Source organism: Fodinicola feengrottensis, assembly GCF_010993775.1.
GTDB lineage: Bacteria > Actinomycetota > Actinomycetes > Mycobacteriales > HKI-0501 > Fodinicola > Fodinicola feengrottensis.
The window spans coordinates 41,012-61,940 of the sequence record NZ_WOTO01000055.1; the positions used below are offsets into that span (position 1 = coordinate 41,012).

Genomic DNA, 20,929 nt, shown 5'->3' on the forward strand with positions numbered 1-20,929 from the left:
CCCCGCGCTGGTCGATTTTTTTCTCGCGCGCGCGTCCTCTCAAACCCACCCCCCACCCGATCACTGGGGGGGGGCAAGAAAACAGTATGGGTACGACATTTTCGCGCCGTTGCGACTGCGGTTTTAGTGCACTATGGGCCTATGACGATGTCGAGGTTGTTGCGATCGGGCGGTCGGACGGAGTTGACCGTTGATCCGTCTAAGTTGCGGTGGATCTTGTCCGCCCGGGAGTCCACCGACCGTGAGGAACAGGTGGTTAACCAGCTTACTGACCTGCGGAAATTCGTGAAAGGGATTGGTGGGGAGATCCTTCGCGAGGTGCCGGAGAACGCTGTGTCGGCGACGAAGAAGACCCGCAAGTTGCTCCCGGATGGCACGTACGGGTTGGAGGTGAAGCGTCCAAAGTGGGACGCGATCTTGACGGATCTGCGGCGCGGCACGGCGAACGCTCTCGCGGTGACCGATGGTGACCGGGCGGTTCCGCGATCCTCGGATGCTGGAAGACCTGATCGACGTGGTCGAGTACTACGGCGTGCATGTGGCGTCGATGACGGGGAACATCGATCTGACCTCCGATGACGGGATTTCGGCGGCGCGGCGGTTGGTGGATCAGCGCAACAGCGAGTCCCGGAACACCTCCCGCCGGGTGACCGATGGGAAGCGGCACGCGGCGTGGAAGGGCGGCAAGCACGGCGGGATGCGTGCGTTCGGGTGGCGCAAGGATCAGCTCCGGCTGCGCAAACGTGAGGCGAAGATTCTGCAAGCGGAGCTGGAGCGGATCAAGTCAGGCGTGTCCGCGTTGACGTTGGCCAAGGAGTGGAACGCCAAGGGGATCCTGACCGCGACCGGGAAGACATGGCGCGCGTCCACGGTGAAGGCGATGTACTTGGCGCCCCGGATGTGTGGGCGGGTGAAGTACCGGGGCGCGGTGCTGCGCAACGAGGACGGCAGCTACGTACGCGGCGCGTGGGAACCGATGATGAGCGATGAGGACTACGACGAGATCGTGCGACTGTGGCGCCCGGAGACCACCACCGAGCAGGACACCGACGCCGACAGCGACCCCGCCAAGGCGCCCCGACGCCCGGCGACGCGGTCCCGGTTGGGCGCCAAGGGGCGCGGGTACCGCACCATTTATCTGCTGTCGCCGTTCATCCGGTGTGGGAAGTGTCAGGCGCGGGTCATCGGTTCGACCCGCCGCCGCGCCGATGGCGTGTTGGTGTCGATCTACCGGTGCCCGGCCAGCGGTCAGGGTGGCTGTGGTGGGGTGTCCCGCAAGGCTGAGGACATCGACAAATTCGTTACGGCGGCGGTGATCGCTGACCACCGACGCAACGCGATGCGGCAGATGAAGGATCTGCCGCCGTGGCCGCGCGCGGGTGAGTTGAAAGCGTTGCAGGGCCGGATCAAGGAAGCCACCCGCCGGTATGAGGCTGGCGAGTACCGCGACGCTTCTCGTTACTTTTCTTCGTTGGACCGCATGGAAATCGATGAAGCAGAGTTGAAAAACGGAGCTGCGGGCGTACTCCCGTGAACAGGACGCCCGCCGGTCGATCGTGGCTGATCTGGAGACCCGGTGGGACACCCCGGAATTCACCATGGAGGAAAAGCAGGCCGCTGTCTCCCAGAGCATCACCACGGTCATCCTGCTGGCCGCCAACAAGGGCGTGCCGTTCCACCACGACCAGATCAAGTTGATCTGGCGGCAAGCCGACGACTCATAATCAGCCGGTTGGCGTAGGTTTGTGCCGGCTCTTACGGGGAGGCTGGTGCCGACGACGGGGGGCGTCGGCACCAGCACGAGCCAGCGTAGTACCGGGGTGGCTCCGCGAGCGGGGGATGCGCTCGCGGAGCCGCCGGAGTCAGTCAGGCGTCAAGGCCCGCTGATGTCGTTCTTAGTTCCCGTCTCACTGTCGGTGTCCTCGTCGAGGGTGAGGCCGTAGATACGGGCGACCCGGCGGGCCCATTCCACGGAGCGCGGGGGGGGCGTTTTTGACTTGTTCCTCGGCCCATTCCTGCGGTGTCAGCAGGGGCCGTGGCGGTGGATGGGGTGTTGGCGTTCGTGCGGGGCGGGTGCGTGTTCGCTGGCGGGGTATACGCGGTGCCGGGCGCTGGGTTCGCTGGGTCGGCCCGTCCATGGTGTCGGGGCCATCGGGTTCGCTGCTACTGGGTTCGGTGCTGCTGGGGGTGGCAGGATCGGGATCGTCGTTGGTAGTGGTCTCCGGTGCCTCCTGGGTGGGTCGGGATCGGTGGGGGGCGTGGTGTCACCTCCTGTGGTTGGTCCGGTGGGTGTTCTGGTTGGCCTGGTCGCGGGCGGCGGCGGTGCGTGCGTCGTGGTGCAGGCGGCGTACGTAGTTCAGGACGTGCCGTCCGGTGCGGAGCCGGTAGCCGATGCCCTGGCAGGGCCGGCATTCGCGGGTGCTGAGTCCGAACGCCGAGCGGACGCGGCCGGTGCCGGCGCAGCGCCGGCAGTGGGTACGGTCGCGACCAACACAGGTGGGCGTAACGGAGCGTGAGAACCGTGGGGATGAGGATCGCGGTTAGCACGAGGAACAGAGGTAGGGTCATTTTCACCTCCAGGCGGGGTTTCGAGAGTTGGGCTTGAACATGCTGCTAGCTGTGATAGGGCAGGTCAGTGGCGGTGTTGGGTGCTAAGGGTGGTGCTATGCCTAGCAGTGGGGGCTGCTAGGCATAGCGCCCGATTCCGTGTTGTCGTGGGGTTTACTGGTTCTTGTTCTGGTCACGGCGGGTGATGGCGGCCTGGATGATGTCCTGGTAGGAGGGGCCGCGCCGGTTGATGAACTTCCCGTCCACCTGCCGGCCGATCTGCCCGACCGGCACCCCGAGGGGCTTGAGCATGGTGGTGAGCTGTTCGGGCTTCCACCCGGTGTAGATGTCGGGCCGAAGGTCGGTCAGCAGCGGGATGAGGGTTTCGTTCCAGACCCGGTCCTCACCGGCTGGCCAGACGGCGGCCAGGTCGTCGTGCAGCAGATCGAACGCGGGCGTCGTGTCCCGTTCGATGGGCGTGGCCGGCAGGGTGCCGGCGGCCCGGCGGTAGGCGATCGCGCGGGCCACGATCTGCGCCTGGAGCGCCGCGTTGATTTTTCGTAGGCGTGGGCGGTGCCGGGCTTGCCGAACCCGACTGTGATACCCCACCCGGCGTCCTTGTCCGGCTCGAACGCGGTAGCCCGGTACCCCTGCCGGTACATCGACGTTCCCAGGATCATGTCGTTGGCTATCTGGTCACCGACCGCGAGACAGAACCGGGTGTTGACGTTGCGGGTGATGCCCGGCGGCAGGCTGCCCTTGTCCGGGATCTGGGTGCCGATCAGCAGCGTCACGCCCAGCGCGCGGCACAGCTTGATGATCTTTTCCAGGAGTTCCCCGGCCTTCTTTCCGTGTGCGGGGTGGGTGATGAGTTCCTGAATTTCGTCGATGAACACCAGCAGCGGATGCAGCCCGGATCCCTTCAAGGAGGCCAATTCCGCGGTGACCTTGTTCTCAGGTGCCATGCCCTTGGCGTGGTAGAAGTCGATCCGCTTGGACCGGCGCTGGCATTCGGCGTACAGCCACACCAGCATCTGCGCGCAGGCGGCGATGGTGTCGTCGTCGAAACCGTTCCCGTACTCGGACAGGATCGGTTCCAGGACCTTGAAATCTCCCACGCCCTTGAGTTCGTACCCACGGATTTCCACTCGAGGGTCCAGCCCGGCGGCGAACACCGGGACCCGCATCGCGCCGGTCTTGCCGGACCCCGGCCGGCCGCCGAACAGCCACGACCGCGCGATCAGCTGACCGTCCACGTTGCGCAGCCGGGGATCGTTGGCGAACGGGAACGGCGCAAACACGTCAACCTTGGGGCCGTGCGCGAGCGGCCACGCCGGCTGAGCCATCGCGGACGCGGGTTCGTCGCCCACCCATAGCCGGAGCCGGCCGGTGTGTGCCCGGTCGGGTTCGGGCCACACCTGGTCCAGCGGCAGCCGCAGCGCGGACGCCAACCGGCCCCGCCGGGCGATCACGTCGCCGGCCTCCACTCCGAACGGCAGGTCCACCACCGCCAGGTGACCCGGGCCGTCTCGATGGATTTCCAACGGGAAGGAGATCGCCGCCGGGTCCTTGCCCACCGCCTGGTTGATGCCGGCCAGCTGGATACTGGTCAGCCCGCGTCGCACCAGTTCGGCGGTCAGCTTGCGGTACTTGGGTGCCTGCGAGACGCGGTCCAGGATCGGCTTGTCCGCCGGACGCCCAGAACGGGCGAACGCGAGGGCCATCACGGCGTAGAACGCCCACCGCGCGAGGTCCGGGATCGGGACGTACAGGAACACGATCCCGCCGACCACCGCCGCCAGCGCGCCGGTCACCACCACAATCCACCGGAACCGGGACTGGTCCACCCGCCGCCGGTCCAGGTTGAGCCAGGTGACCGGGTCGTTGTGGTCCGCTGCCCACTGCCGCAACGGCGCGTTGCCTTCCTGCGCGCTCGCCCAGCGCAGCAACCGCGCCAGAGCACGGGTCGCGCCCAGTGGCGCGTACACGGTGGTCTTGGCGACGTATTTGGGGAGCCGGACCGCGTGATATCCCCACCACGTACAGGGGTGTCCTTGACCGCCCACCGCACCCGCCGCCGCCAGATCGGCGCGAGAGCGCAGCCACGCCGGGATGATCGGCGGACGCGACCGCCGCACCGCCATCGCCGATGCGGACGACCGGCCGCGCCACCGCGACCCAGCCCCACCGGGACCCCAGATTCGGGCGCTCGTCCGGCGGGTCCACCGGGCCCCCCCCCACACCACCGGGCCGACCAGCACCGACTCACGATCCACCACCGCACCATCAGAGCTGTCCAGGTCGGGATCGTCGTCGGGATCGTCGGTGTCGTCGGGGTCGCGCTGCGCGGGGATGCGCGGCGGTTCCTTGGTCATGTTGGCGGACCACGCCGCCTCCAGGTCGGCGATGTGCAGGTAGCCGTTTTTTCGTCGCGTCGTCGTCGCCGTGCTGGCTGTCGTGTCGTGGGTGTCGTCGTCGTACGGGTCGTGGGGTTCGTTGTCGTCAAAAGGCGGTCGGTTGGCCATCATCAGCACCACCCCCCGTCAACAGCTCCGGTCCCGTACGGGTCGTCGTGTCCGTGATCGTCTGGGTCGGGGTCGTCGCGGTCCGGGTCGATGCCGAAGCGGTAGTCCGTGAAATAGGTGTCCGGGTAGGCCGGTGGCCAGTTGTCGGCCAGCGGGTGTCCCTGGGGGTGGGTGCGGCAGTTCGTCGACCAGGTAGGCCAGTGGGTGGGGTTCGCGGTCCAGATCTGCGCCGATGGTGGCGTATCCGGCGGCGACGAGGTTTGCGTACGCCTGACGCAAAAGCCAGTACGCGACCTGCATTCCGGTGTCAGGTGCTGTGTCGGTGGAATGGGTGCCCTGAGGGCTGTTGTGGGTGTGGTCGGGGGTCATGGGGTGCTCCTTTCGGTTGGTGGTCAGTGCGCCTGCCTTTCCGCCCTGGTGCGGGGCTCGCCGGGAACGGGACGTGGACCCGTTGCCGGTCTCGGTGATGGATGCCGTGCTGTTGTCGTTGCTAGGACTGGGAATACTTGTGTGGTCGTGCGGGGAAATGGGGTATCGCCTCCAAAGAGTTGTGGCTATCCAATGGCTTTCGTCCTTCCTGCCCCGTGTCACGGGAGCGCGTGGTGAATGTTTCGCCTTTGCGGTAAACGGAAAAATGGGATCGATGGTGGGTGTCGGGTCGAATTCTTAGCGTCGGTTGATTTCGTGGACGAGCCCGGCCAGGATCGAGCCGACGACCGGCGCGACCGCCGGCCAGGACGCGATAGCGAATCCGAGCAGCACCACGACAGCGGCGTGCCACCATTTCAGGCCGCCCTTCCAACAGAGCACGCCGACAATGGCCAACAGCACGATGACAATCGGGATAGTCACCAACACTTTTTCTCACCTCCCTTCGTTGTCCTTGCGGGGCCTGCGAAACGCTGGCCGCGAGCGCGGCCTGTGATGTTCTCTCAATGCCAGGTCTGGGTGCGGCGTATCGATTGCGCAGCGGCCCACTGGCGGTACCGGATGATGGCGGCGATCAGTGGAGTCATCCGGGCCTGCCGTTGACGAGCACTGCGCGAACGGGTCGCGGTCATCGATGAGTGCTCCCTTCTGCTGTCGGATCGGTGGTCGGGTTGCGGGCAACGTCTGCGCCCGGCTGCGGCGGCTCCCGGTCCGGCGCCGTGGGGTGGTGTCGGTGGGCGCCGATGGACAGCAGTGCCAGCCCTGCCACGACCATCAATCCATCAACCGCCAAGGGCCCGATATGCGAGCTGAGCCAGTCCTCCCCGTACGCGGTCAACAGCCCGGCCATATGCCGGTAGGAGACGATCGCGGCCACCACTGCCACGACGGTCACGCCGCCGTACCGGGCGGTCGCCCACCACGGACCGGTCTGCCACCGAACGCGGGTCAGGACTTCCACGGCGAGAAACAGGGCCAGCGGCCACCAGGCGGCGGCCAGTACCGCGCCGAGGGCCGGGTGCCACTGTGCCGCCGCCGTTGCCGCGAGTCCCTCTGGTGGCAGGAACGAATGCGCGATGTTCGCCGCCACCGACACCACCACGCCGGCCGTCAACCCGGCGACCGCTGACGCGGTCGCTCCCGGACGCTGCGCCCAACCAGATCCGGGCACCCCGGTTCCGGCGGCATAGTCGACGGCACGGTCGATGGCACGGGCAGTGGCAGGGCCGGCTACCTCCGGCGCCCCCGCTGGTTCCGTCGCGGTGTGCGACGTCCGCTCCGGCAGCTTCGGCGTTGTCGTGGTGTGGTTGGCGGCACCGGTCACATCGGTTGGCGCGGTCGTGAGGTCGGCTTTTGCGGCCTTGATCTGCGCACGGCCCCACCGTCCGGACCGGCCGCACATTTTGCCCAGCTCCTCACCGGTCAACGGCCGGCCCGCCGTTACTGACTCTCGGTAGACACGCCGCGCCCGTACGGACGTTGGCTCCTGGGGTCCTGCCACGTCCTGCGGCACCGGACCGGTGACGGCGGCATGCCGCGCGGACGTCCGCTCGGCCGTGTTACCGCCGCCGGGATGGCTGCCGCGCGTGCCGGTTGCCGCTGCCGTCTCGTGGACCGGCAGCGGGCCTGCCGGTAGAGGGTCCGCCGGTGGCCGGGGAGCCGGAGTCGGACCGGTAGTGGTGGCTGGGGTCATGATGCGGCCCCAAGGTGCGGGTCGGCGCCGGCCGCGGCGAACAGAGCGCACACCTGGGTGTACTCGTCCGGTGGCATGCCGAAACGGCAGTCAAAGGTGTGCAGGCGCCGCTGCTCGTCCGCCCACTGCCGCCAGTGCGCCGCCAGCTGCACAACGGTCAGAGCAGCGCTGTCGGCGACCGCGTGGACTGCGGCTCCGGCCAGCAAAGCGCGGTGAATCGTGACCGGCGACCACCGCCACATCCACCGGCCCAACGCCGTCATCACGGCGAGCTTTTCCAATTCAGCCAGACCGGTGGCGTGCCGTCCGGTACCAACGTCCAGCGGCGGTAGATGAAACGACGTGCCAGCTCGAACGGCGACACGTCCTCCAAGTCCGCCGGCCGCGTCACCGGCCACACCGGCTGAGCCGTGCTCCGGCCCTTCCCGTTCTGCTTAGGCCCGTTCCGGTCAGGCCCGTTCTGGTTGTTGTTGGTCATCGGTAGTCCTCTCTGTGTGCGTGGGTTCTGGGTCCGCTGTGGTGTCGTCTCCACCGGGCGGCGTTGCGGCACTTACCGCACTCACCGCGTCCGGCATCGGGTAGTGCGCCGCAGATGCACGGCACCGCCTCCGGCCCGCTGGGCACCCAGCTGACCCGCCGACAGCGGCCCGTCTGACTCTTGCGACTGCTCACGTCATCCCCCTCTCACCAGCACCAACGTTGACCTTGCATCACTCCTTACGTCACTGATCTAATCAGTACCATCACCACTATGCCTCTAGACAAGACGAACGTCAAGGGGTTATGGTTCCACTGATTCAATCAGTGATGCGCAGTGTAGAGCAGACCACTGACAGTTGAGGCGCAGCGACAACCGCAGGCATGACTGTGACAAGCAACGTGACAACGAGCGACACGATCACACACACACACACACCGACTGCGTAACGACACACACGAGAGTGACAAGCGAACAGGGCGCGGACGAGCACGGCGACCAAAACGGGCCGGTCCGCGCGGGGAGGCAAACGAGTGCATCATGGCCACGAACAGTGAGAACACCACCAAATACGCGCGACTGGCCAGCGTCCTACGCGAACGCATCGAGGACGGCGTATACCCACCCGGCAGCCCACTGCCGAGCGAAAACCAGCTAACCGCCGAGTACGGCGAAAGCAGAGCCACCGCCCGCAACGCCGTCCAGGCGCTCGCCGCCGAAGGACTCGTCACCGTCCTGCACGGCAAAGGGGCGTTCGTCCGTCCGCCGCCGCCCCACCGACCGCCCCAACCAGACGCACACCCGGGACCCGGACGTCACCATCAAGCGCGACGCCGACGCCGGCCAAGATGGCGGCTCTGATGCCGGCGCGGTCGCGGTGATCGATACCGACGCCGACGCGTTCGGATGGCGTGAGGTCGAACCGCCGCCCAAACTGCACACCGAAGCACGAGCGGAGATCGCGCTCACGCTCGGACAGCCAGAACACGCGCCCGTACTGGAATATCCCCGGCTACTGACCGACCGCGCCGGGCGAAGGCTCAGCCACAAGACCGTGATCCCGTTCGCCGTCCTCGTCGAGATCCCCGCGCTCGAGGCCGCACTGGACAGCGAAGGATTCCCCACTGGCGGGCAGCTCTACGCCATCCTGGCCGCCGCCGGACACACGCTGGCCTACACCGACGACATCCGCGCCCGGATGCCCACACCCGACGACTCGACCGCACTACGCATCCCCGGCGGCACCCCGATGTTCACCACCCACCGCGCCATCAGCGACGCCACCACCGGCCGCGTCCTCGCGTACGAAGAAACCCGGCGGTCCGCCGATGACACCCAACTCCGATACCACCTCACCACCGCAGACACCACCGCCGCAAACCGCTAAACCGAACGGGCGCAACGCCAGGACCGACCGGCGTACACCACCCGCCCAACGCCTACCTGAACCAAAAACGGGGGAAGACATGGGAAAACGCATCATCACCGCGATTGCCGCCGCCAGCATCGCCGCCGTGCTGATATCTGGCTGCGAAACTGACAACGCACTACACCCGGCAGCGCCCGGCCCGGTCATAGACGGGCACCCGACCTGCGGATACGTCGTGTCGCGGGACGAATGCAAGGACTCCGGCGTGCCGCCGCAGTACTGGTACCAACTCCCCGCCAACGCGCCAACCGGATACCGAGACACCAATACCGACCTGATCAGTCAGCTGTTCCTGTGGCACCTGATCTACCAGCAGCTGTGGTACTCCCAGCCCGTCTACCGCGACACCTACGTACCCAGCGCGTACCGCTCCACCTACGACCAGAAATACAGTAGCCCGTTCAACAGCCGGTACTCATCCCTGATCACTCTGCGGCAAGCCCGCGCACGTTTCGTTGACAAGACAAACAAACCTGTACCAGCCAGTCAGCTCAACACCCGTCGCGTCAACGGTTGCGCCGCCTATCAGCAGTTAGACACACGAGGCGGCGGAAGTGGCGGCGGCACCGGAGGCAGCGGCCACGGCACTAGCGGCAGCACAGGACGCGGCGGCAGCGGGACAACAGGCAAGACGAGCGGCAAAACGAACACCAAAACCGGCACCAACCCACGGAGTTACTGCTGATCGGCAGGCGACTTACATGCCCGATGGTGGATTAGCTCACGGCGACCAGCGCCGATGACCGGGCCGGACAGCCGGCAGCGCGACCTTGACGCCAGGATGGCCCAAGGTCGCGCCTGGTGTCCCAAGCATGCGCTGCTGGACGGATGGCAGCGCTGACCCGGACGGCGCGCAGGCCCTTCGCAGCCCCTCCAGCACACCAATGTTGATCACCGTCCGCGTCACGTACGACAGCATGAGCGGTCAGACCCTGGCGCTGGAGCAGATCCGCCGTTCGGCCGACGACGTGCAGCTCATGTACTGGCTCGCAGCGTTCCCTTCGGCAGACAGTGAGCCTGTCGAATAGATTCTTCATGGTGTCCCTCGTCATGATCGGAGTCGTGATCAGCGCCGCCGATTGCCGGGATGGCGTAACGGGAAAGATGCCTTTTCATGCATTCCCGACTCACGCGACGCCCGAGAGGCTACCGTTAGTTACATGGCCGATGCATCTGGTAACTTACCTGGCAATGTGGCTTGGAGTGAGCTGCGTCCGTACATTTCGCTAGTAGTGCTGGAATGCACCACTCCTGATCCCGTAGTGGCATTTGATTGGCTGATCAACTTCCTTCAGAACGAGGCGGTGAAAGGGGTACATCAAGGCGTTGACATCGTCGCGTACGGAGCCGAAATTCACGACAAATCGCCAATATCACTGCAACTATCAGCGGTTGAGGTAGATCAAGCCTTCACTTTCGTTACGCGAACAATCGACTCGGTAGGCTGGATTCAAAACGACATTCAATTTCTTGATACAAGCCATCTCCTGACGCTCGCCATTCGAAAGAATCGACTTGTCGGTATCCACGCATTTGACTCATTGAGGCACCGTCTGCAGCTGAGGCTGGATCGAGAACCAATTCCACCCGTAAGGCGAATCTCACCGACTACCCTTGAGAATGCATTCCTTCGGGGTGAAGCGAAGCATTTTTGGTTGCGAGGCACACATCCGAGACGCGCAACTCGACCTGATAGCAAGAACATTGGCGGCCTGCGCTTACAAGAAGCAATCAACCCCATAGAAGACAGTACATTCGCCTTAGGTTCGGCGCGCGCCGCACTAGACGAGCAGTCTGTACATGATGGCGCGACCGTACTTGTCGGCACAACGATGCATAAATCGTCCGTCTGGGTCAAGCCGTCTACTACTTTTCAAGAGTATCTTGCAGTCTCTGTGCAGCTCTTCGGTCTACTCGAAGAAGTGTTATCAGTCGATCTGCCTCCTGAGCGACTGTTTCCCTTGTTTGCCTATGAGACGACCGACATCACGGAAGTGCGTGGCGCATTTGACATCTCGGTTCTGACTCCGGAGGAGCTGATTTCTAACCGTGAAAGAGAGTCAACGGTTGCTGATGTAGCTGAACTTCTTCGTGACGCTATTATTGAAATTCGCGGCGACTTGGCATCGTCGAGGTTTAAGATCGACGTTGGATATGAGGGTTGCATAGGTGGCACCATCTCCGTTCGCCTGGAGCGGATTGGTGAGGTTACGAAGCTTCACTTTGGCATCCACGGCCAACCGAGCAACGAGCCTCCAGTGTCCGCAATACGCCGAGGTCTTGAAATGGCCTATAGAGATCTCGTCTCAGTTCACTATCGTTCAGGGCATACTTACGTTGCGGGAAGAATCTGGCATCGCCAAATGCAAATCGCACGCTTCCCACAGTGGCGATTTGAGGACTTTAGCGGCTACGATATCGACAGAGAGAAGCCGTTAGTCGACAAAGGCGTTAAGGCGGAAAACTTCGAGACGATTCACGAAAGAATTGGCAAGGATGGAGATCGCTCGCTATTTGCTTGGGTGTTGGATCATTATTCGACCGGCTGGCTGACCTGCGATGACGGCTCTGGCGAAATCGCAGATTTTATCCATATCTCCCTAGCCGGGGTGCTCAGCCTCATTCACGTAAAAGGAGCTGATAGCGCGTCGACGCTGCGGAGAATCTCCGTAGGGGCCTACGAGGTGGTTGCAAGCCAAGCGTCAAAGAATACCATCTACACCGACCCTATTAGACTCAAAGAAAAGCTGGAGCGAGGGAGTCTCCGCAGACAGGCATCATGGACAGATGGCGTTCGAGTAGACAGTCGGTCGGATCTCATTGAATATCTTGGGTATCCAGATCTTATTACTGAGACACAGGTCATTGTCATACAACCGCATCTTGTCGAAAGTAGGTACAGAGAATTACGGAATGTCGCTGACGGCAAGCCAAGCGACGATCGACTTCGCCTTCAGCTACTTGAGACACTCTTGAACTCCGTCAGAACAACCGTAGTGGGCTCAGGGGCAGAGCTCTATGTTGTTGCCTCCAATGCATAGCGTCGCTCGCCACCTGCTACTACGTTTTAGCACAAGCCCCAGAAGCAGCAGCCCTAGACAGCGTCTACGACGCGTCCCGCCTTCTGGTTGTGTGCTCCGCGAGGAAATTACCGCCATCGCGAACAATATACTGAGCAACCCCTGAACCTGCGCTCACGTGACGCTCCACGAGAAATTACATCGGTGCCCACGTCCACGGTCGGGGACCACGGCGACCTTGCAAACATGCGATTCGAAGAGATGCCTCCCCTTTGGCGTCCTTGTGGTCACTCGCCAGTTGGGCGACATAGCAGGTCATACGCATTTCCCGAATATCTCGAAAGATGTCATAGTGGGGCCAGGCCAGAACATCTTGCCCGTATCCCTCGACAAAACTTCCGTATTCGGAATCGCTAATCCAACCCGCGGAATCGTATTCGACGGCGCTAGAGACTAGGTCCCATTCGGGTGGACCTATCGCCGCTCGCTCGAAGTCGAGAAACAACACGGTGCCGTCCTCAGTGCTTACGATGTTTCCACTGTGAGCGTCACCGTGGACAACGCACGTCCGCAACGACGATATTTCCTCGGCGTGGCGGGTGCGTAAATGGTCGAGATGGCCGACAAGCCATTCCCGCTCATCCGGGCTAATCGTTGGCATCGCGTCAATCCGGCCGATGAGTCCTACAAATGGATCGAGGTCCGGAAGTACAAAATTTTCGGGTTGCGGAAGGCAATGGAGGACCCTTAGCGCCTGCGCTACTTGCAATAGCGTGCCCTCGTGGTGGGGTGGCAGTTCGCGCCAGAATGTGACTGCGCGGTCAGCGACGAATACTGGCTGCTCGATATCCGGCAAGGCTATGACGGTCGGAATACTATTGCGCTCAAGCCAACGCGCCACCGCTACTTCTTTTGCAGCTGCCGCGCTTCGGCCCGGCCGAGAGACACGCGCGACGACACCGCCGGCGAGCCGGTAAATTGCATTGTCTCCAATGCGTATTGGCTCGGCGCCGTTGGTGGAGATGTGGAGTTTTTTTTCGGCGGCAGCAAGCATTGCGTCAAAGTGATCCGGGGCGGGCACTTAAGTATGGGCTCCTCAATACATTAGCTGGCAGTTGTAAGGCGTTCGATCATTCCCGACACGTCGGACCGGCGTTTGAATGGACGAGAGGCTTTCTCAAGGTCGTGGGCGTAGCTCTCCACGCGTGCAGACTGGACTATGCCCAAGTCTGACGTTGCTGAATGCGTAGCAATCGCCATCGCTGCGTCCGGCTCACCAGCTCTCATATAGAGACTTGCGCCCATCAAACTACAGAGTGCCCTACTCCGCGCGAACTCATCGCCGTACCCATTTGCGGGCCTTAGCAAGCCGCTCGCCTGCTTCTCTAACGCTTCCTGATTCCGAGCGTTGATCAGGATAATGCCAGGCAAACAGTCGCCAAGCCGTGCCCGTATCGCCGTACAATTCGGCACGATCGTAGAAGTCCATCCATGGTTCCCTCAAGCGGTCATCCTGAGTCGCGAGACTGTATTCCTCTTCTGCGTGACTGGTCTCCCGCCGCAGGCCAGACTCATTACCCATTAGGCCATGTGCTCGAGCCTTAAAGGCATGCAGCATGCCTTTCGTTAGAGGGGTTGCATCGTCGCCGACCTCGAGCGCGCGTCTCGCCAGATCAAGACCAATTTTTGGCCGCCCGATGTGTACAGCCTGCACCGCTAGGTCCGACAACAAATAGGCTTGTACCGGCTGGTCATCAGCGTCCGCCGCGAGCCGCACCCCGAGCGTCAGAAGCTGGCGAGCCTGTTGGTCAAAACCAGCATCGTGACTCTTCCAGCCAGCAACAGCCGCCAATAGCGCCCGTAGCCACTTTCCAATCTCGAATCTGGCCAGCCGTCTCACCCGAAACCCCAGCATCAAGCTGATGCACAGCCCAACCGAGCTGGCTGATGACCGCGTGGCGAGATAGGCCACCACCGACTCGATGATCCCACGCCTGAAACATCTCAGTAGTTGCGCGCAGATTCTGCACGTCCTCGCCGGATATGCGTCGCAGAACGTCGGGTTGCTGGCCGGCGATTGCGATCGTGTCTCTAACTGTCTGGGGCAGTTGCACCAAGCCGGCCGACAAGGATGTCAACCAGGCCAGAAAACGACGACGCTGCACAGAATCATCCTCGGCTAGCACGTAGTACGGCAGGTCGTCGTTGACCTTACCCGCGTTCGCAGCGCGAAGAGAGCTAGGCAACGGAGCGGCCGCATCGCCGAACAACTCAGCGACGCTAAGTCCGAGAGTCGTGGCGATGAGTAGCTGATGGACTGCGTCCGGCGCCCTGACGACAGTGCCGCGTTCCCAGCGCTTGATGTTGTCGGCCAATTGACGCGGATCGGGTTCGCTCATTCGTAGACGAGCAGCTGTCTTCCGCATCTCGCGTGCCATGTCAGGACGTGACCAGTTTCGGTCGGGACGTTCTCGCTCCGCGCGCAGGCGGCGCGCCCACTCCAGTTTGCTGCCTTCGGTCATCGCTACCCCGCTCGTGTGGCCTTAGGGGTCATTGTGCCCCCCTGTGCCCCCTACGTGCCCCCCTGCCGTTCGGGCCGTATGCGTTCACTCTAGGTGCCTACCGGATCACCTACACCGGACATTCCCAAGATCGCATGCGGAGGGAGGGCGCCAGATGCCTAAGGCGATGCAAAAGCAGTCTGAGCTGGACGAAGACGAGATTTCGGCTGCTCTGGATGTGCGGTCTGACCGGGTGCGCGATGACCTTTTGTGGGAGTTGAGCGCGCGGGTTTGTGACGATCACCGTCGTCGGACTGGTTTCTGTCCGATGTGTGCCCAGGAGTGGCCGTGCGATGCGTACATGCTTGGCGTGGGACGGGTTGTCCGGGTCGATGCGGCCGGTTTGGCGGCGGTTGTCCGTGGGGGCGGAAGTGCGCTGGTTACGCCGTTTTTGCTGTGGTGGGGGCGGTGATCGCCGTGGATCTGAACGGCGTGGACGGCTTGACCCGGCGTGATGTTGTTCGGCGGGTCGCTGCGGTGGTTTCCGATTCGCGTATGCCGGAGCTGGTGGCGGCGTATCAGTCCAGTCTGCGGGCTGAGGCACGCCGTGAGGGCGTCGATTGGTGGTTCGGGATCAACGAGGCCGTGACCTGGCGTGACGAGCTGTCGCGTGACGACGTGATCGTCATTCTGCTGGCTGTGGTCGAGCGGGTGCCGGTCCATGTCGAGAAGGCCAATCGAAGCCGCACCCGAAAGACTCCTCGACCGGCTCCTGTGGTAACGGAGCCGGTGCGTGATGGGACGGGGCAAGCGTGATGCCTCCTGAAGCCGGCCAGTCGCTGCTGCTGCCTGATGCGCGCCGTGGCGACCGGCCCAACCACCCCGACGACGCGTGGCGAGGCCGGCTTGCCTCAGCGCCGGCCGCGCGGCCGGGCCAGCCGGGTACGCGCGAACGTCGCGCGCCGGGTTGCGCCATTGCTTGACCAGCTGTCCGGTCATGAGTCCGGATGCGCTGGGCACGTTCTTGACCCCTTTGTGGGTCCTGCCGGCAGGGCTTCGGCGATTTGCGGTCTTACCCCATCCAAGACCTCGAACGTCGTGCCTGCCACGGCCGGCCCGGCTCTCTGTCTCCTGCATGAGAGCCGGGTCGCGCCACCGTATCGGGCGGGAGGGCTAGCCGTGCCATTGTCAGATCAGCCTGGCCTGCTGGCGACCGCGATTGACCAGAGCAGTAAGCACCAGCCGTTGCTGCCCAAGGGCGCAGCCGCTGCTCTGCCGATCTGCCGGGCGCCGGGCTGTGTCCAGGACTGGCCGTGCGTGATCCGGCGGCATGCCGAACAGGTGCTCACGTTCTACGGCCGGAACCCGGCCGCATTCGACGATCCCGTTCCGCCGCCCCCGCCGCGACTGCCAACCCGGCGAGCCGCTGTCGCTGGCCAGCTGGAGCAGGGCTCGGCGAAGCGTCGTCGGCATCGCCACGAACAACCGAACCAGCCACCTGTAAACGAGCTGAGCGGCGGCAGTGCTGCTACGGCGGGCCGCGTGATGGACGAGTCCCGGTTGCCGGCGTCGGTCTCGGTTCGCTGGGTGGGACAACCCGATGGTCGGTTAGCGGCTCCGCAGGAGTGGCGAGGTGCATTGCCGTGATCTGGATTTTGTTGCCAGTGAGGCGAATCCGGCAGTGACGTGCCGGAGGGAATAGAGGTTAAGGCCGGGCCACCCACTATCCGTGGAAGGGGCGGGTGGTCCGGCTGGAGGTCCTGGGGACCTCCGGTGCCTGAGGGTACCGGAGGTTCCCGTGGTGTGCCCGCGTGCTGTACGCGGTCTGGGGGGCCTTTCGGTCGAGAACACGACGGGGAGGTTGAAGGTGGTAACGAGCACAGCACCGGAGCCGGAGCCGGATCCGGCCCTGGCTGCGGTGATTGATTCGGTCGTCGCGTCGCTGACGGCTGGTATCGATGACGAAGCGCTGGCCAAGGTCCCGCCGGGCGAGTGGGCGGAGTTGATGGCCGCTTACCGGACCGCGATCAATGGCGCGGCGCAGCTGCGGGCAGCGTTCGCCGATCACGGGTTGGACCACGCGATTGTGGAGTGTTTTCCATACGTGCGGCCTGGTTCCGGCGTGCCATCGGTGTGGATGACCATCGTCAACCAGGCCCGGTGCGTCGAGCTGGACTGGACATTCGACCACCACGGCCCGGCTCACCGACTCTGGGCACCGCCGCCGGCCGCCTAAACCGCGCGGCGCCCCCAGCCGGGGAATTTCGACGGCAAAAACGTTGATGCGCAACGGAAAGAGAGATAGTAGTGCTGGCCAATGAGATCCGGAGAGTGGCGGAGACAGCCGCTGGCTGGACGAGCGACGCGACGAGAACGCGTTTTTTTGGTGCGCGTTGGCGGCCCTTGAGCAGCGTGCCGCGACCGTTGGCCCAGCCGAACTGTCCGACGTCGTGCATGGGTTGGCCGACTTGTTCCCGGTCCTACCCTTGGACGCCGGAGCCGAGCTTTCGTTGCGGTGCGCGGCGTTTGTCGAGCGCGGCGCCGACCCGACACCCGTTGCGGGACCACTGCTCACGTGTGCGCTGCGGGCGTTGAACGGATGCGTGGTGCTCGATCGCGCCTGGCTCGGTTCGTCGCCGGGCGGAAAGCGGCATGTCGAGCTACCGGATTCGGCCACGTCCGTGGGGGCGATTCGGGATGCGCTCACGGCGGTGGTCGGCAACGCGCAAGCGTACGAGGCGGCGATGGGTTGGCACACCATCAGTCGATGGCAACACGCGGTATCGGTGCTGCTGCAACAGCGAGCGGTGCGGGATCAGTTGCATGAGCAGCCTTTGACGCGCCAAGCGTGGATGGATGCGGTGGACGCTTGTGCTGAGTTTCTGCCGGAGGTGATGGACCTGTCGGTGTTGTTGGCTGTGCTCGATGATGAACCGCTGATGGTGTTGCACCGGGCCTCCGGTCGCGGTTACCGGTTGCGTATGTCCGGGATCCCTAACGTTTTCCAGTTGCATACCCTGCTTGCTGCCCGGCTGATCGGGACAGGCGAGTGGGGGTTGATTGAGGATGCCGGCATCGGACCCGACCCGCTACAGGTCGCTGCTGCCACGGACAGTCCGATCGATACAGACGAGATGGCTGGCTATTTTTCGAGTTTTTTCTCGCTCCGAGACGTCCACGGCGCGCAGATCTGGAATCACAGCATCCCCGCCGATATTCCGCTGGTGCACGGTCACCGCGTCATCGTGCTGGACCAACAAACAAATATCGAACGCTGGGACATCGGGAGACGCTTTCCCCACATGCTCCCCACGCTCACCGTGACACGGCACCTTGGCCCCGCCGAATCCAGGCGCTGGCTCCGTTACATCGCACCCGCCCCCACCGATTGATAACCACCAGGGACGACTGATGACCAGTAACCAAACGAATAAACGTATCGACGACCGAGAAGGAGAGTGGTTTTCATGGCGGTGAATGATTTTACGGAGATGACACTCCTGGCATTGGGGTGGATGGCACTCGTCCTGGCGGCGGTCCACGAATACACCAGTCACAAGGCAATGATGGCCACGTTCGACGTAGACGTCCTCTTTCCCGCGTTAACTCTGCCGCCGGTCCCGGTCGCGGACGCGGCGGCGCAAGACCAATGCCATCACATCAAAACAGTGGAAGGGGCACCGGTCATGGCTCGATCTGCGGAAGCAGGGACCGGCCAATCACCAGGTGCGGCGCAGCGGGAATCTGCGGCGCAGGATCCGGTGATGCCGGCGCCGTACCGTTTCCCGGTAGATCTGGGGGTCGCGGCCGGCTAACGATGAGCCGCCCAGCGCGGCGCGGCCGTTCGTGCTTCGGGCGGTGCGGCGGCCCGGTTCGGCGAAACGGTGGGCTGGACGGTCTGCCGGAGCTGTCGGGAGGCAAGCACCGTACGCCCGCGAGTCAGCGGACGATTCCGCAGCGGACTCGGTTGGACAACCGGGAAGTTGACGACTCCTACACCGTCCCGGACAGCTGACATGACCATTCCCCGGACCAGAACCGGTGAGGGTGCGGTGGTGCTCATCCTCGGGCAGGCCGACGATTGGGCGGTGGAACACGTCAGCGCGAGCCTGCACGCTCGGGGCGCACGGTCGATGGTGCTGGACACCGCCGACTTTCCCCAGCGCATGACCCTGTCCGCCGACCTGTCCGCCGGTCAGCTGTCCGCAGAGCCTGCCGCCGGGAGTTGACGGACTGCGTTGGTTGGGGTGGCGAGGTGGAGGTGGCCGGTGAGGTGTTGCGGCTGGCCGACGTGGCAGCGGTGTACTACCGCAAGCCGGGTGCGTTCGACCTTCCGGCGGGGTTGTCGGAGCCAGAGCGGCGGTAGCAGCTACGCCCAGGCACGTATCGGCGTGGGCGGCGTGCTGGCCAGCCTGCCGGCCCGGTGGCTGTCGCATCCGGCGGCCATCGCCGACGCCGAGTACAAGCCCCGCCAACTCGCCCAGCTCAAGCACGCCGGCCTGACCGTCCCGCCGACGATCATCACTAACAGCCCGGCGCGGGTCCGGGATTTCGCCGCCGCGTATGGGGATCTGGTCGTCAAGCCGCTGGCGGCGGAGCCGATCGTGTGGGAGGACGGTGGAGAGTCCATCGTCTACACCCGCCGGTTGTCCGCTGGTGAGATCGGACCTGCGTGTGAGGAGTTGGCCAGCGTCGCTGCTACTGCGCACCTTTTCCAAGCCTGGCAGGACAAAAAGTGTGAGAGCCGGGTAACCGCGGTTGGTGACGAATTGTTCGCGGTGGCGATTCACGCCGACAGCCCGGCGGCGCTGGTGGACTGGCGGTCGGACTACGACAATTTGCGATACGAACCGATCGAGGTCCCAGGGCCGGTCCGCGCCGGTATCGCGGCGTATCTGCGGTCTGCGGGATTGGCGTATTCGGCGTTTGATTTCGTGATCCGGCCGGACGGGCAGTGGATCACCCTTGAAGCCAATCCCAACGGCGTCTGGGGCTGGTTGGCCGAAGAATGCGGCCTCCCCATCGCGGACGCTATCGCCGACCACCTCACCGCAACAAACTTGAATGGTGACACAAAAACATGAGCACACCGAAAACCGACACGGCGTCCGACAGTGGCGCGGGTGATGCGTGGAAGGGGCGCGCTGCGGCGTTGGCGGCGGTGCTGGCCGCTGAGGGAGTGGTGCCGGATCCGGCTTGGAAACGCGCATTCGCCAGCATTCCCCGGCACCTGTTCACCCCGCACGTGTTGATCGGGGACAGTGCGGGATTCATCGAGTTGCCTATCGGCGTGCCGCGCTGGTGGGCGGAGGTGTACTCCAACAACGCGTTGCTGACACAGACCGCGTCAACCGGCGCCGGGGCGGCGCGGCAGGACTTGCCGACGTCCTCGTCCAGCCAACCATCGGTCATGGCGGTGATGCTGGACCGCCTCAACATCGCCGACGCCGACGACATTGGGCAGCAGCGGTGCCGGGTGTTGGAGATCGGCACCGGCACCGGATACAACACCGCGTTATTGACGCACCGCCTTGGTGAGAGCAACGTCGTGTCTGTCGACATCGATCCGGAGCTGGTCGAGACCGCGCGCGGCCGCCTGGCCAGTCTTGGCCTGCGCCCAGCGTTGAGGTCCGGAGACGGTGCGTCGGGATGGCCGGAACAAGGACCGTTTGACCGTATCCTGGCCACCTGCGCCATCACGCACATTCCGCCGGCCTGGATCGAGCAGTTGACGCCCGGCGGTCGCATCGTTGCCCCACTGGACGCGGACGCCGGACCGCTGCTGGTGGCCGACAAACCCACCGACGCATCCGCTGCTCAGCCCAGCAGTGAAACCGAAAACGACGGCGACGGCGGGGAATTGGTGGGGCGCGTGGACGCGTACCCCGCCGCCGCGTTTATGCCGTTGCGGCGTAGCGTCGATGACCCACTGGGACCAGGGCAGACCATGGGATTTGCTGGCGGCGCCCCGGCGCAGTACGGCACCACCGCCCTTGACCCGCGTACGGTGCTGGCTCGCGACCGCGATTATTCATGGTTCTGCTGGCTGCACGCTCCCGGCTTGCGTGTGGTGGGCAGTGTCGACCACGGGAGCGTGGTCGTATACACCGCTGACGCGATGGCTGAGGCGACGGTGGCGCCGGGTAGGGGCGGAACCTGGAATGTCGTTCAACGTGGCGCACGGCGGCTCTGGGACACCATCGAGCACGCCACCGCCACCTACGACAAGCTAGGCCGTCCGGCGCGTACCCGGTTCGGCTTGACCGCCGGAGCCGACCCCATGGCTGGACGACCCGACAGCCGCATA

At 64.2% G+C, this 20,929-nt stretch carries 28 protein-coding genes; 16 read left to right on the forward strand and 12 right to left on the reverse strand.

What is annotated here, in order from left to right:
• The first annotated feature begins 463 nt into the window (after window positions 1-463).
• The 3 genes from GNX96_RS37425 (at window position 464) to GNX96_RS37435 (ending at window position 2,516) form a co-directional block, all read left to right on the forward strand.
• Window positions 464-1,534 carry a recombinase family protein gene (locus tag GNX96_RS37425; protein WP_279582486.1) on the forward strand — a complete coding sequence of 357 codons (1,071 nt, stop codon included), beginning with the start codon at window positions 464-466 and terminating at the stop codon, window positions 1,532-1,534.
• 22 nt (window positions 1,535-1,556) lie between these two features.
• Window positions 1,557-1,724 carry a hypothetical protein gene (locus GNX96_RS37430; RefSeq protein WP_163572501.1) on the forward strand — a complete coding sequence of 56 codons (168 nt, stop codon included), beginning with the start codon at window positions 1,557-1,559 and terminating at the stop codon, window positions 1,722-1,724.
• Window positions 1,725-2,285: 561 nt separating this feature from the next.
• Complete coding sequence (locus GNX96_RS37435) at window positions 2,286-2,516, forward strand: hypothetical protein (protein WP_163572502.1); 231 nt, start codon at window positions 2,286-2,288, stop codon at window positions 2,514-2,516.
• A gap of 205 nt (window positions 2,517-2,721) precedes the next feature.
• Here the strand turns inward: GNX96_RS37435 and GNX96_RS37440 are convergent, their stop codons facing one another.
• From GNX96_RS37440 to GNX96_RS37470, 7 genes are all read right to left on the reverse strand, one after another.
• Entirely contained in the window at window positions 2,722-2,859 is a 138-nt protein-coding gene (locus GNX96_RS37440; protein WP_163572503.1) for a hypothetical protein, read from the reverse strand.
• Window positions 2,860-2,912: 53 nt separating this feature from the next.
• On the reverse strand, window positions 2,913-5,075 hold the full coding sequence (locus GNX96_RS37445; RefSeq protein WP_163572504.1) for a cell division protein FtsK: 2,163 nt from the start codon (window positions 5,073-5,075) through the stop codon (window positions 2,913-2,915).
• A 15-nt stretch (window positions 5,076-5,090) separates the two neighbouring features.
• The gene (locus GNX96_RS37450; RefSeq protein WP_163572505.1) at window positions 5,091-5,441 is read right to left on the reverse strand and encodes a hypothetical protein; all 351 of its coding nucleotides are present in this window, start codon (window positions 5,439-5,441) and stop codon (window positions 5,091-5,093) included.
• 297 nt (window positions 5,442-5,738) lie between these two features.
• Window positions 5,739-5,930, reverse strand: a complete 192-nt coding sequence (locus GNX96_RS37455) for a hypothetical protein (RefSeq protein WP_279582487.1) — start codon at window positions 5,928-5,930, stop codon at window positions 5,739-5,741.
• Window positions 5,931-6,129: 199 nt separating this feature from the next.
• Entirely contained in the window at window positions 6,130-7,194 is a 1,065-nt protein-coding gene (locus tag GNX96_RS37460; RefSeq protein WP_163572507.1) for a DUF2637 domain-containing protein, read from the reverse strand.
• Window positions 7,191-7,457: a hypothetical protein gene (locus GNX96_RS37465; RefSeq protein WP_163572508.1), complete on the reverse strand. Its 267-nt coding sequence runs from the start codon at window positions 7,455-7,457 to the stop codon at window positions 7,191-7,193. The genes GNX96_RS37460 and GNX96_RS37465 overlap by 4 nt, the downstream gene beginning before the upstream one ends.
• Entirely contained in the window at window positions 7,457-7,672 is a 216-nt protein-coding gene (locus tag GNX96_RS37470; protein WP_163572509.1) for a hypothetical protein, read from the reverse strand. The genes GNX96_RS37465 and GNX96_RS37470 overlap by 1 nt, the downstream gene beginning before the upstream one ends.
• A gap of 540 nt (window positions 7,673-8,212) precedes the next feature.
• Here GNX96_RS37470 and GNX96_RS37475 point away from each other — a divergent pair.
• The 3 genes from GNX96_RS37475 to GNX96_RS37485 all read left to right on the forward strand — a co-directional run bounded on the left by GNX96_RS37475 (window position 8,213) and on the right by GNX96_RS37485 (window position 9,786).
• Entirely contained in the window at window positions 8,213-8,533 is a 321-nt protein-coding gene (locus tag GNX96_RS37475) for a winged helix-turn-helix domain-containing protein (protein ID WP_163572510.1), read from the forward strand.
• A gap of 16 nt (window positions 8,534-8,549) precedes the next feature.
• Window positions 8,550-9,059 carry a UTRA domain-containing protein gene (locus GNX96_RS37480; RefSeq protein WP_163572511.1) on the forward strand — a complete coding sequence of 170 codons (510 nt, stop codon included), beginning with the start codon at window positions 8,550-8,552 and terminating at the stop codon, window positions 9,057-9,059.
• A gap of 79 nt (window positions 9,060-9,138) precedes the next feature.
• Entirely contained in the window at window positions 9,139-9,786 is a 648-nt protein-coding gene (locus GNX96_RS37485; protein ID WP_163572512.1) for a hypothetical protein, read from the forward strand.
• A gap of 36 nt (window positions 9,787-9,822) precedes the next feature.
• Here the strand turns inward: GNX96_RS37485 and GNX96_RS58175 are convergent, their stop codons facing one another.
• Window positions 9,823-10,020 carry a hypothetical protein gene (locus GNX96_RS58175; protein WP_279582488.1) on the reverse strand — a complete coding sequence of 66 codons (198 nt, stop codon included), beginning with the start codon at window positions 10,018-10,020 and terminating at the stop codon, window positions 9,823-9,825.
• Window positions 10,021-10,261: 241 nt separating this feature from the next.
• On the opposite strand from GNX96_RS58175, the gene GNX96_RS37495 reads away from it, so the two are divergent.
• Window positions 10,262-12,142 (forward strand): hypothetical protein, encoded by a 1,881-nt coding sequence (locus GNX96_RS37495; RefSeq protein ID WP_163572514.1) that lies wholly within the window; start codon window positions 10,262-10,264, stop codon window positions 12,140-12,142.
• Between the two features lie 175 nt (window positions 12,143-12,317).
• On the opposite strand, the gene GNX96_RS37500 is transcribed toward GNX96_RS37495, so the two are convergent.
• The 3 genes from GNX96_RS37500 to GNX96_RS37510 all read right to left on the reverse strand — a co-directional run bounded on the left by GNX96_RS37500 (window position 12,318) and on the right by GNX96_RS37510 (window position 14,643).
• The gene (locus GNX96_RS37500) at window positions 12,318-13,202 is read right to left on the reverse strand and encodes a phosphotransferase family protein (RefSeq protein WP_279582489.1); all 885 of its coding nucleotides are present in this window, start codon (window positions 13,200-13,202) and stop codon (window positions 12,318-12,320) included.
• Between the two features lie 255 nt (window positions 13,203-13,457).
• Entirely contained in the window at window positions 13,458-13,898 is a 441-nt protein-coding gene (locus GNX96_RS37505) for a hypothetical protein (protein WP_279582490.1), read from the reverse strand.
• Between the two features lie 31 nt (window positions 13,899-13,929).
• Window positions 13,930-14,643, reverse strand: a complete 714-nt coding sequence (locus GNX96_RS37510) for a hypothetical protein (RefSeq protein WP_163572516.1) — start codon at window positions 14,641-14,643, stop codon at window positions 13,930-13,932.
• Between the two features lie 447 nt (window positions 14,644-15,090).
• Between GNX96_RS37510 and GNX96_RS37515 the strand changes: the two genes are divergently transcribed.
• From GNX96_RS37515 to GNX96_RS37535, 5 genes are all read left to right on the forward strand, one after another.
• Window positions 15,091-15,438, forward strand: a complete 348-nt coding sequence (locus GNX96_RS37515) for a hypothetical protein (protein ID WP_163572517.1) — start codon at window positions 15,091-15,093, stop codon at window positions 15,436-15,438.
• Window positions 15,439-15,801: 363 nt separating this feature from the next.
• Window positions 15,802-16,269, forward strand: a complete 468-nt coding sequence (locus GNX96_RS37520) for a hypothetical protein (protein ID WP_163572518.1) — start codon at window positions 15,802-15,804, stop codon at window positions 16,267-16,269.
• Between the two features lie 220 nt (window positions 16,270-16,489).
• Complete coding sequence (locus GNX96_RS37525) at window positions 16,490-16,858, forward strand: hypothetical protein (RefSeq protein ID WP_163572519.1); 369 nt, start codon at window positions 16,490-16,492, stop codon at window positions 16,856-16,858.
• A 157-nt stretch (window positions 16,859-17,015) separates the two neighbouring features.
• The gene (locus GNX96_RS37530; RefSeq protein WP_163572520.1) at window positions 17,016-18,014 is read left to right on the forward strand and encodes a hypothetical protein; all 999 of its coding nucleotides are present in this window, start codon (window positions 17,016-17,018) and stop codon (window positions 18,012-18,014) included.
• A 75-nt stretch (window positions 18,015-18,089) separates the two neighbouring features.
• A complete protein-coding gene (locus GNX96_RS37535) occupies window positions 18,090-18,437 on the forward strand; it encodes a hypothetical protein (protein ID WP_279582491.1) in 348 nt (115 codons plus the stop codon).
• Here the strand turns inward: GNX96_RS37535 and GNX96_RS58180 are convergent.
• The gene (locus GNX96_RS58180) at window positions 18,434-18,640 is read right to left on the reverse strand and encodes a hypothetical protein (RefSeq protein ID WP_279582492.1); all 207 of its coding nucleotides are present in this window, start codon (window positions 18,638-18,640) and stop codon (window positions 18,434-18,436) included. The genes GNX96_RS37535 and GNX96_RS58180 overlap by 4 nt on opposite strands.
• Between GNX96_RS58180 and GNX96_RS37540 the strand changes: the two genes are divergently transcribed.
• From GNX96_RS37540 to GNX96_RS37550, 4 genes are all read left to right on the forward strand, one after another.
• Window positions 18,639-18,851: a hypothetical protein gene (locus GNX96_RS37540; RefSeq protein WP_163572522.1), complete on the forward strand. Its 213-nt coding sequence runs from the start codon at window positions 18,639-18,641 to the stop codon at window positions 18,849-18,851. The two genes, GNX96_RS58180 and GNX96_RS37540, sit on opposite strands and share 2 nt — an antisense overlap.
• A complete protein-coding gene (locus GNX96_RS58185) occupies window positions 18,848-18,988 on the forward strand; it encodes a hypothetical protein (protein WP_279582493.1) in 141 nt (46 codons plus the stop codon). Before GNX96_RS37540 ends, GNX96_RS58185 begins: the two co-directional genes overlap by 4 nt.
• Before the next feature lie 25 nt (window positions 18,989-19,013).
• The gene (locus GNX96_RS37545; protein ID WP_279582494.1) at window positions 19,014-19,706 is read left to right on the forward strand and encodes a hypothetical protein; all 693 of its coding nucleotides are present in this window, start codon (window positions 19,014-19,016) and stop codon (window positions 19,704-19,706) included.
• A partial coding sequence (locus GNX96_RS37550; protein WP_163572523.1) for a methyltransferase domain-containing protein occupies window positions 19,703-20,929 on the forward strand: 1,227 nt, incomplete at its 3' end. The genes GNX96_RS37545 and GNX96_RS37550, both read left to right, overlap by 4 nt.

Coding starts and splice junctions, on each gene's coding strand:
- GNX96_RS37510 (WP_163572516.1), bottom strand. CDS start 14,643: ATGACCGAAGGCAGCAAACTGGAGTGGGCGCGCCGCCTGCGCGCGGAG.
- GNX96_RS37470 (WP_163572509.1), bottom strand. CDS start 7,672: ATGACCAACAACAACCAGAACGGGCCTGACCGGAACGGGCCTAAGCAG.
- GNX96_RS37465 (WP_163572508.1), bottom strand. CDS start 7,457: ATGACGGCGTTGGGCCGGTGGATGTGGCGGTGGTCGCCGGTCACGATT.
- GNX96_RS37495 (WP_163572514.1), top strand. CDS start 10,262: ATGGCCGATGCATCTGGTAACTTACCTGGCAATGTGGCTTGGAGTGAG.
- GNX96_RS58175 (WP_279582488.1), bottom strand. CDS start 10,020: ATGCTGTCGTACGTGACGCGGACGGTGATCAACATTGGTGTGCTGGAG.
- GNX96_RS37460 (WP_163572507.1), bottom strand. CDS start 7,194: ATGACCCCAGCCACCACTACCGGTCCGACTCCGGCTCCCCGGCCACCG.
- GNX96_RS37425 (WP_279582486.1), top strand. CDS start 464: ATGGTGACCGGGCGGTTCCGCGATCCTCGGATGCTGGAAGACCTGATC.
- GNX96_RS37440 (WP_163572503.1), bottom strand. CDS start 2,859: ATGCTCAAGCCCCTCGGGGTGCCGGTCGGGCAGATCGGCCGGCAGGTG.
- GNX96_RS37450 (WP_163572505.1), bottom strand. CDS start 5,441: ATGACCCCCGACCACACCCACAACAGCCCTCAGGGCACCCATTCCACC.
- GNX96_RS58180 (WP_279582492.1), bottom strand. CDS start 18,640: ATGTCAGCTGTCCGGGACGGTGTAGGAGTCGTCAACTTCCCGGTTGTC.
- GNX96_RS37485 (WP_163572512.1), top strand. CDS start 9,139: ATGGGAAAACGCATCATCACCGCGATTGCCGCCGCCAGCATCGCCGCC.
- GNX96_RS37535 (WP_279582491.1), top strand. CDS start 18,090: ATGGCGGTGAATGATTTTACGGAGATGACACTCCTGGCATTGGGGTGG.
- GNX96_RS37475 (WP_163572510.1), top strand. CDS start 8,213: ATGGCCACGAACAGTGAGAACACCACCAAATACGCGCGACTGGCCAGC.
- GNX96_RS37445 (WP_163572504.1), bottom strand. CDS start 5,075: ATGATGGCCAACCGACCGCCTTTTGACGACAACGAACCCCACGACCCG.
- GNX96_RS37540 (WP_163572522.1), top strand. CDS start 18,639: ATGACCATTCCCCGGACCAGAACCGGTGAGGGTGCGGTGGTGCTCATC.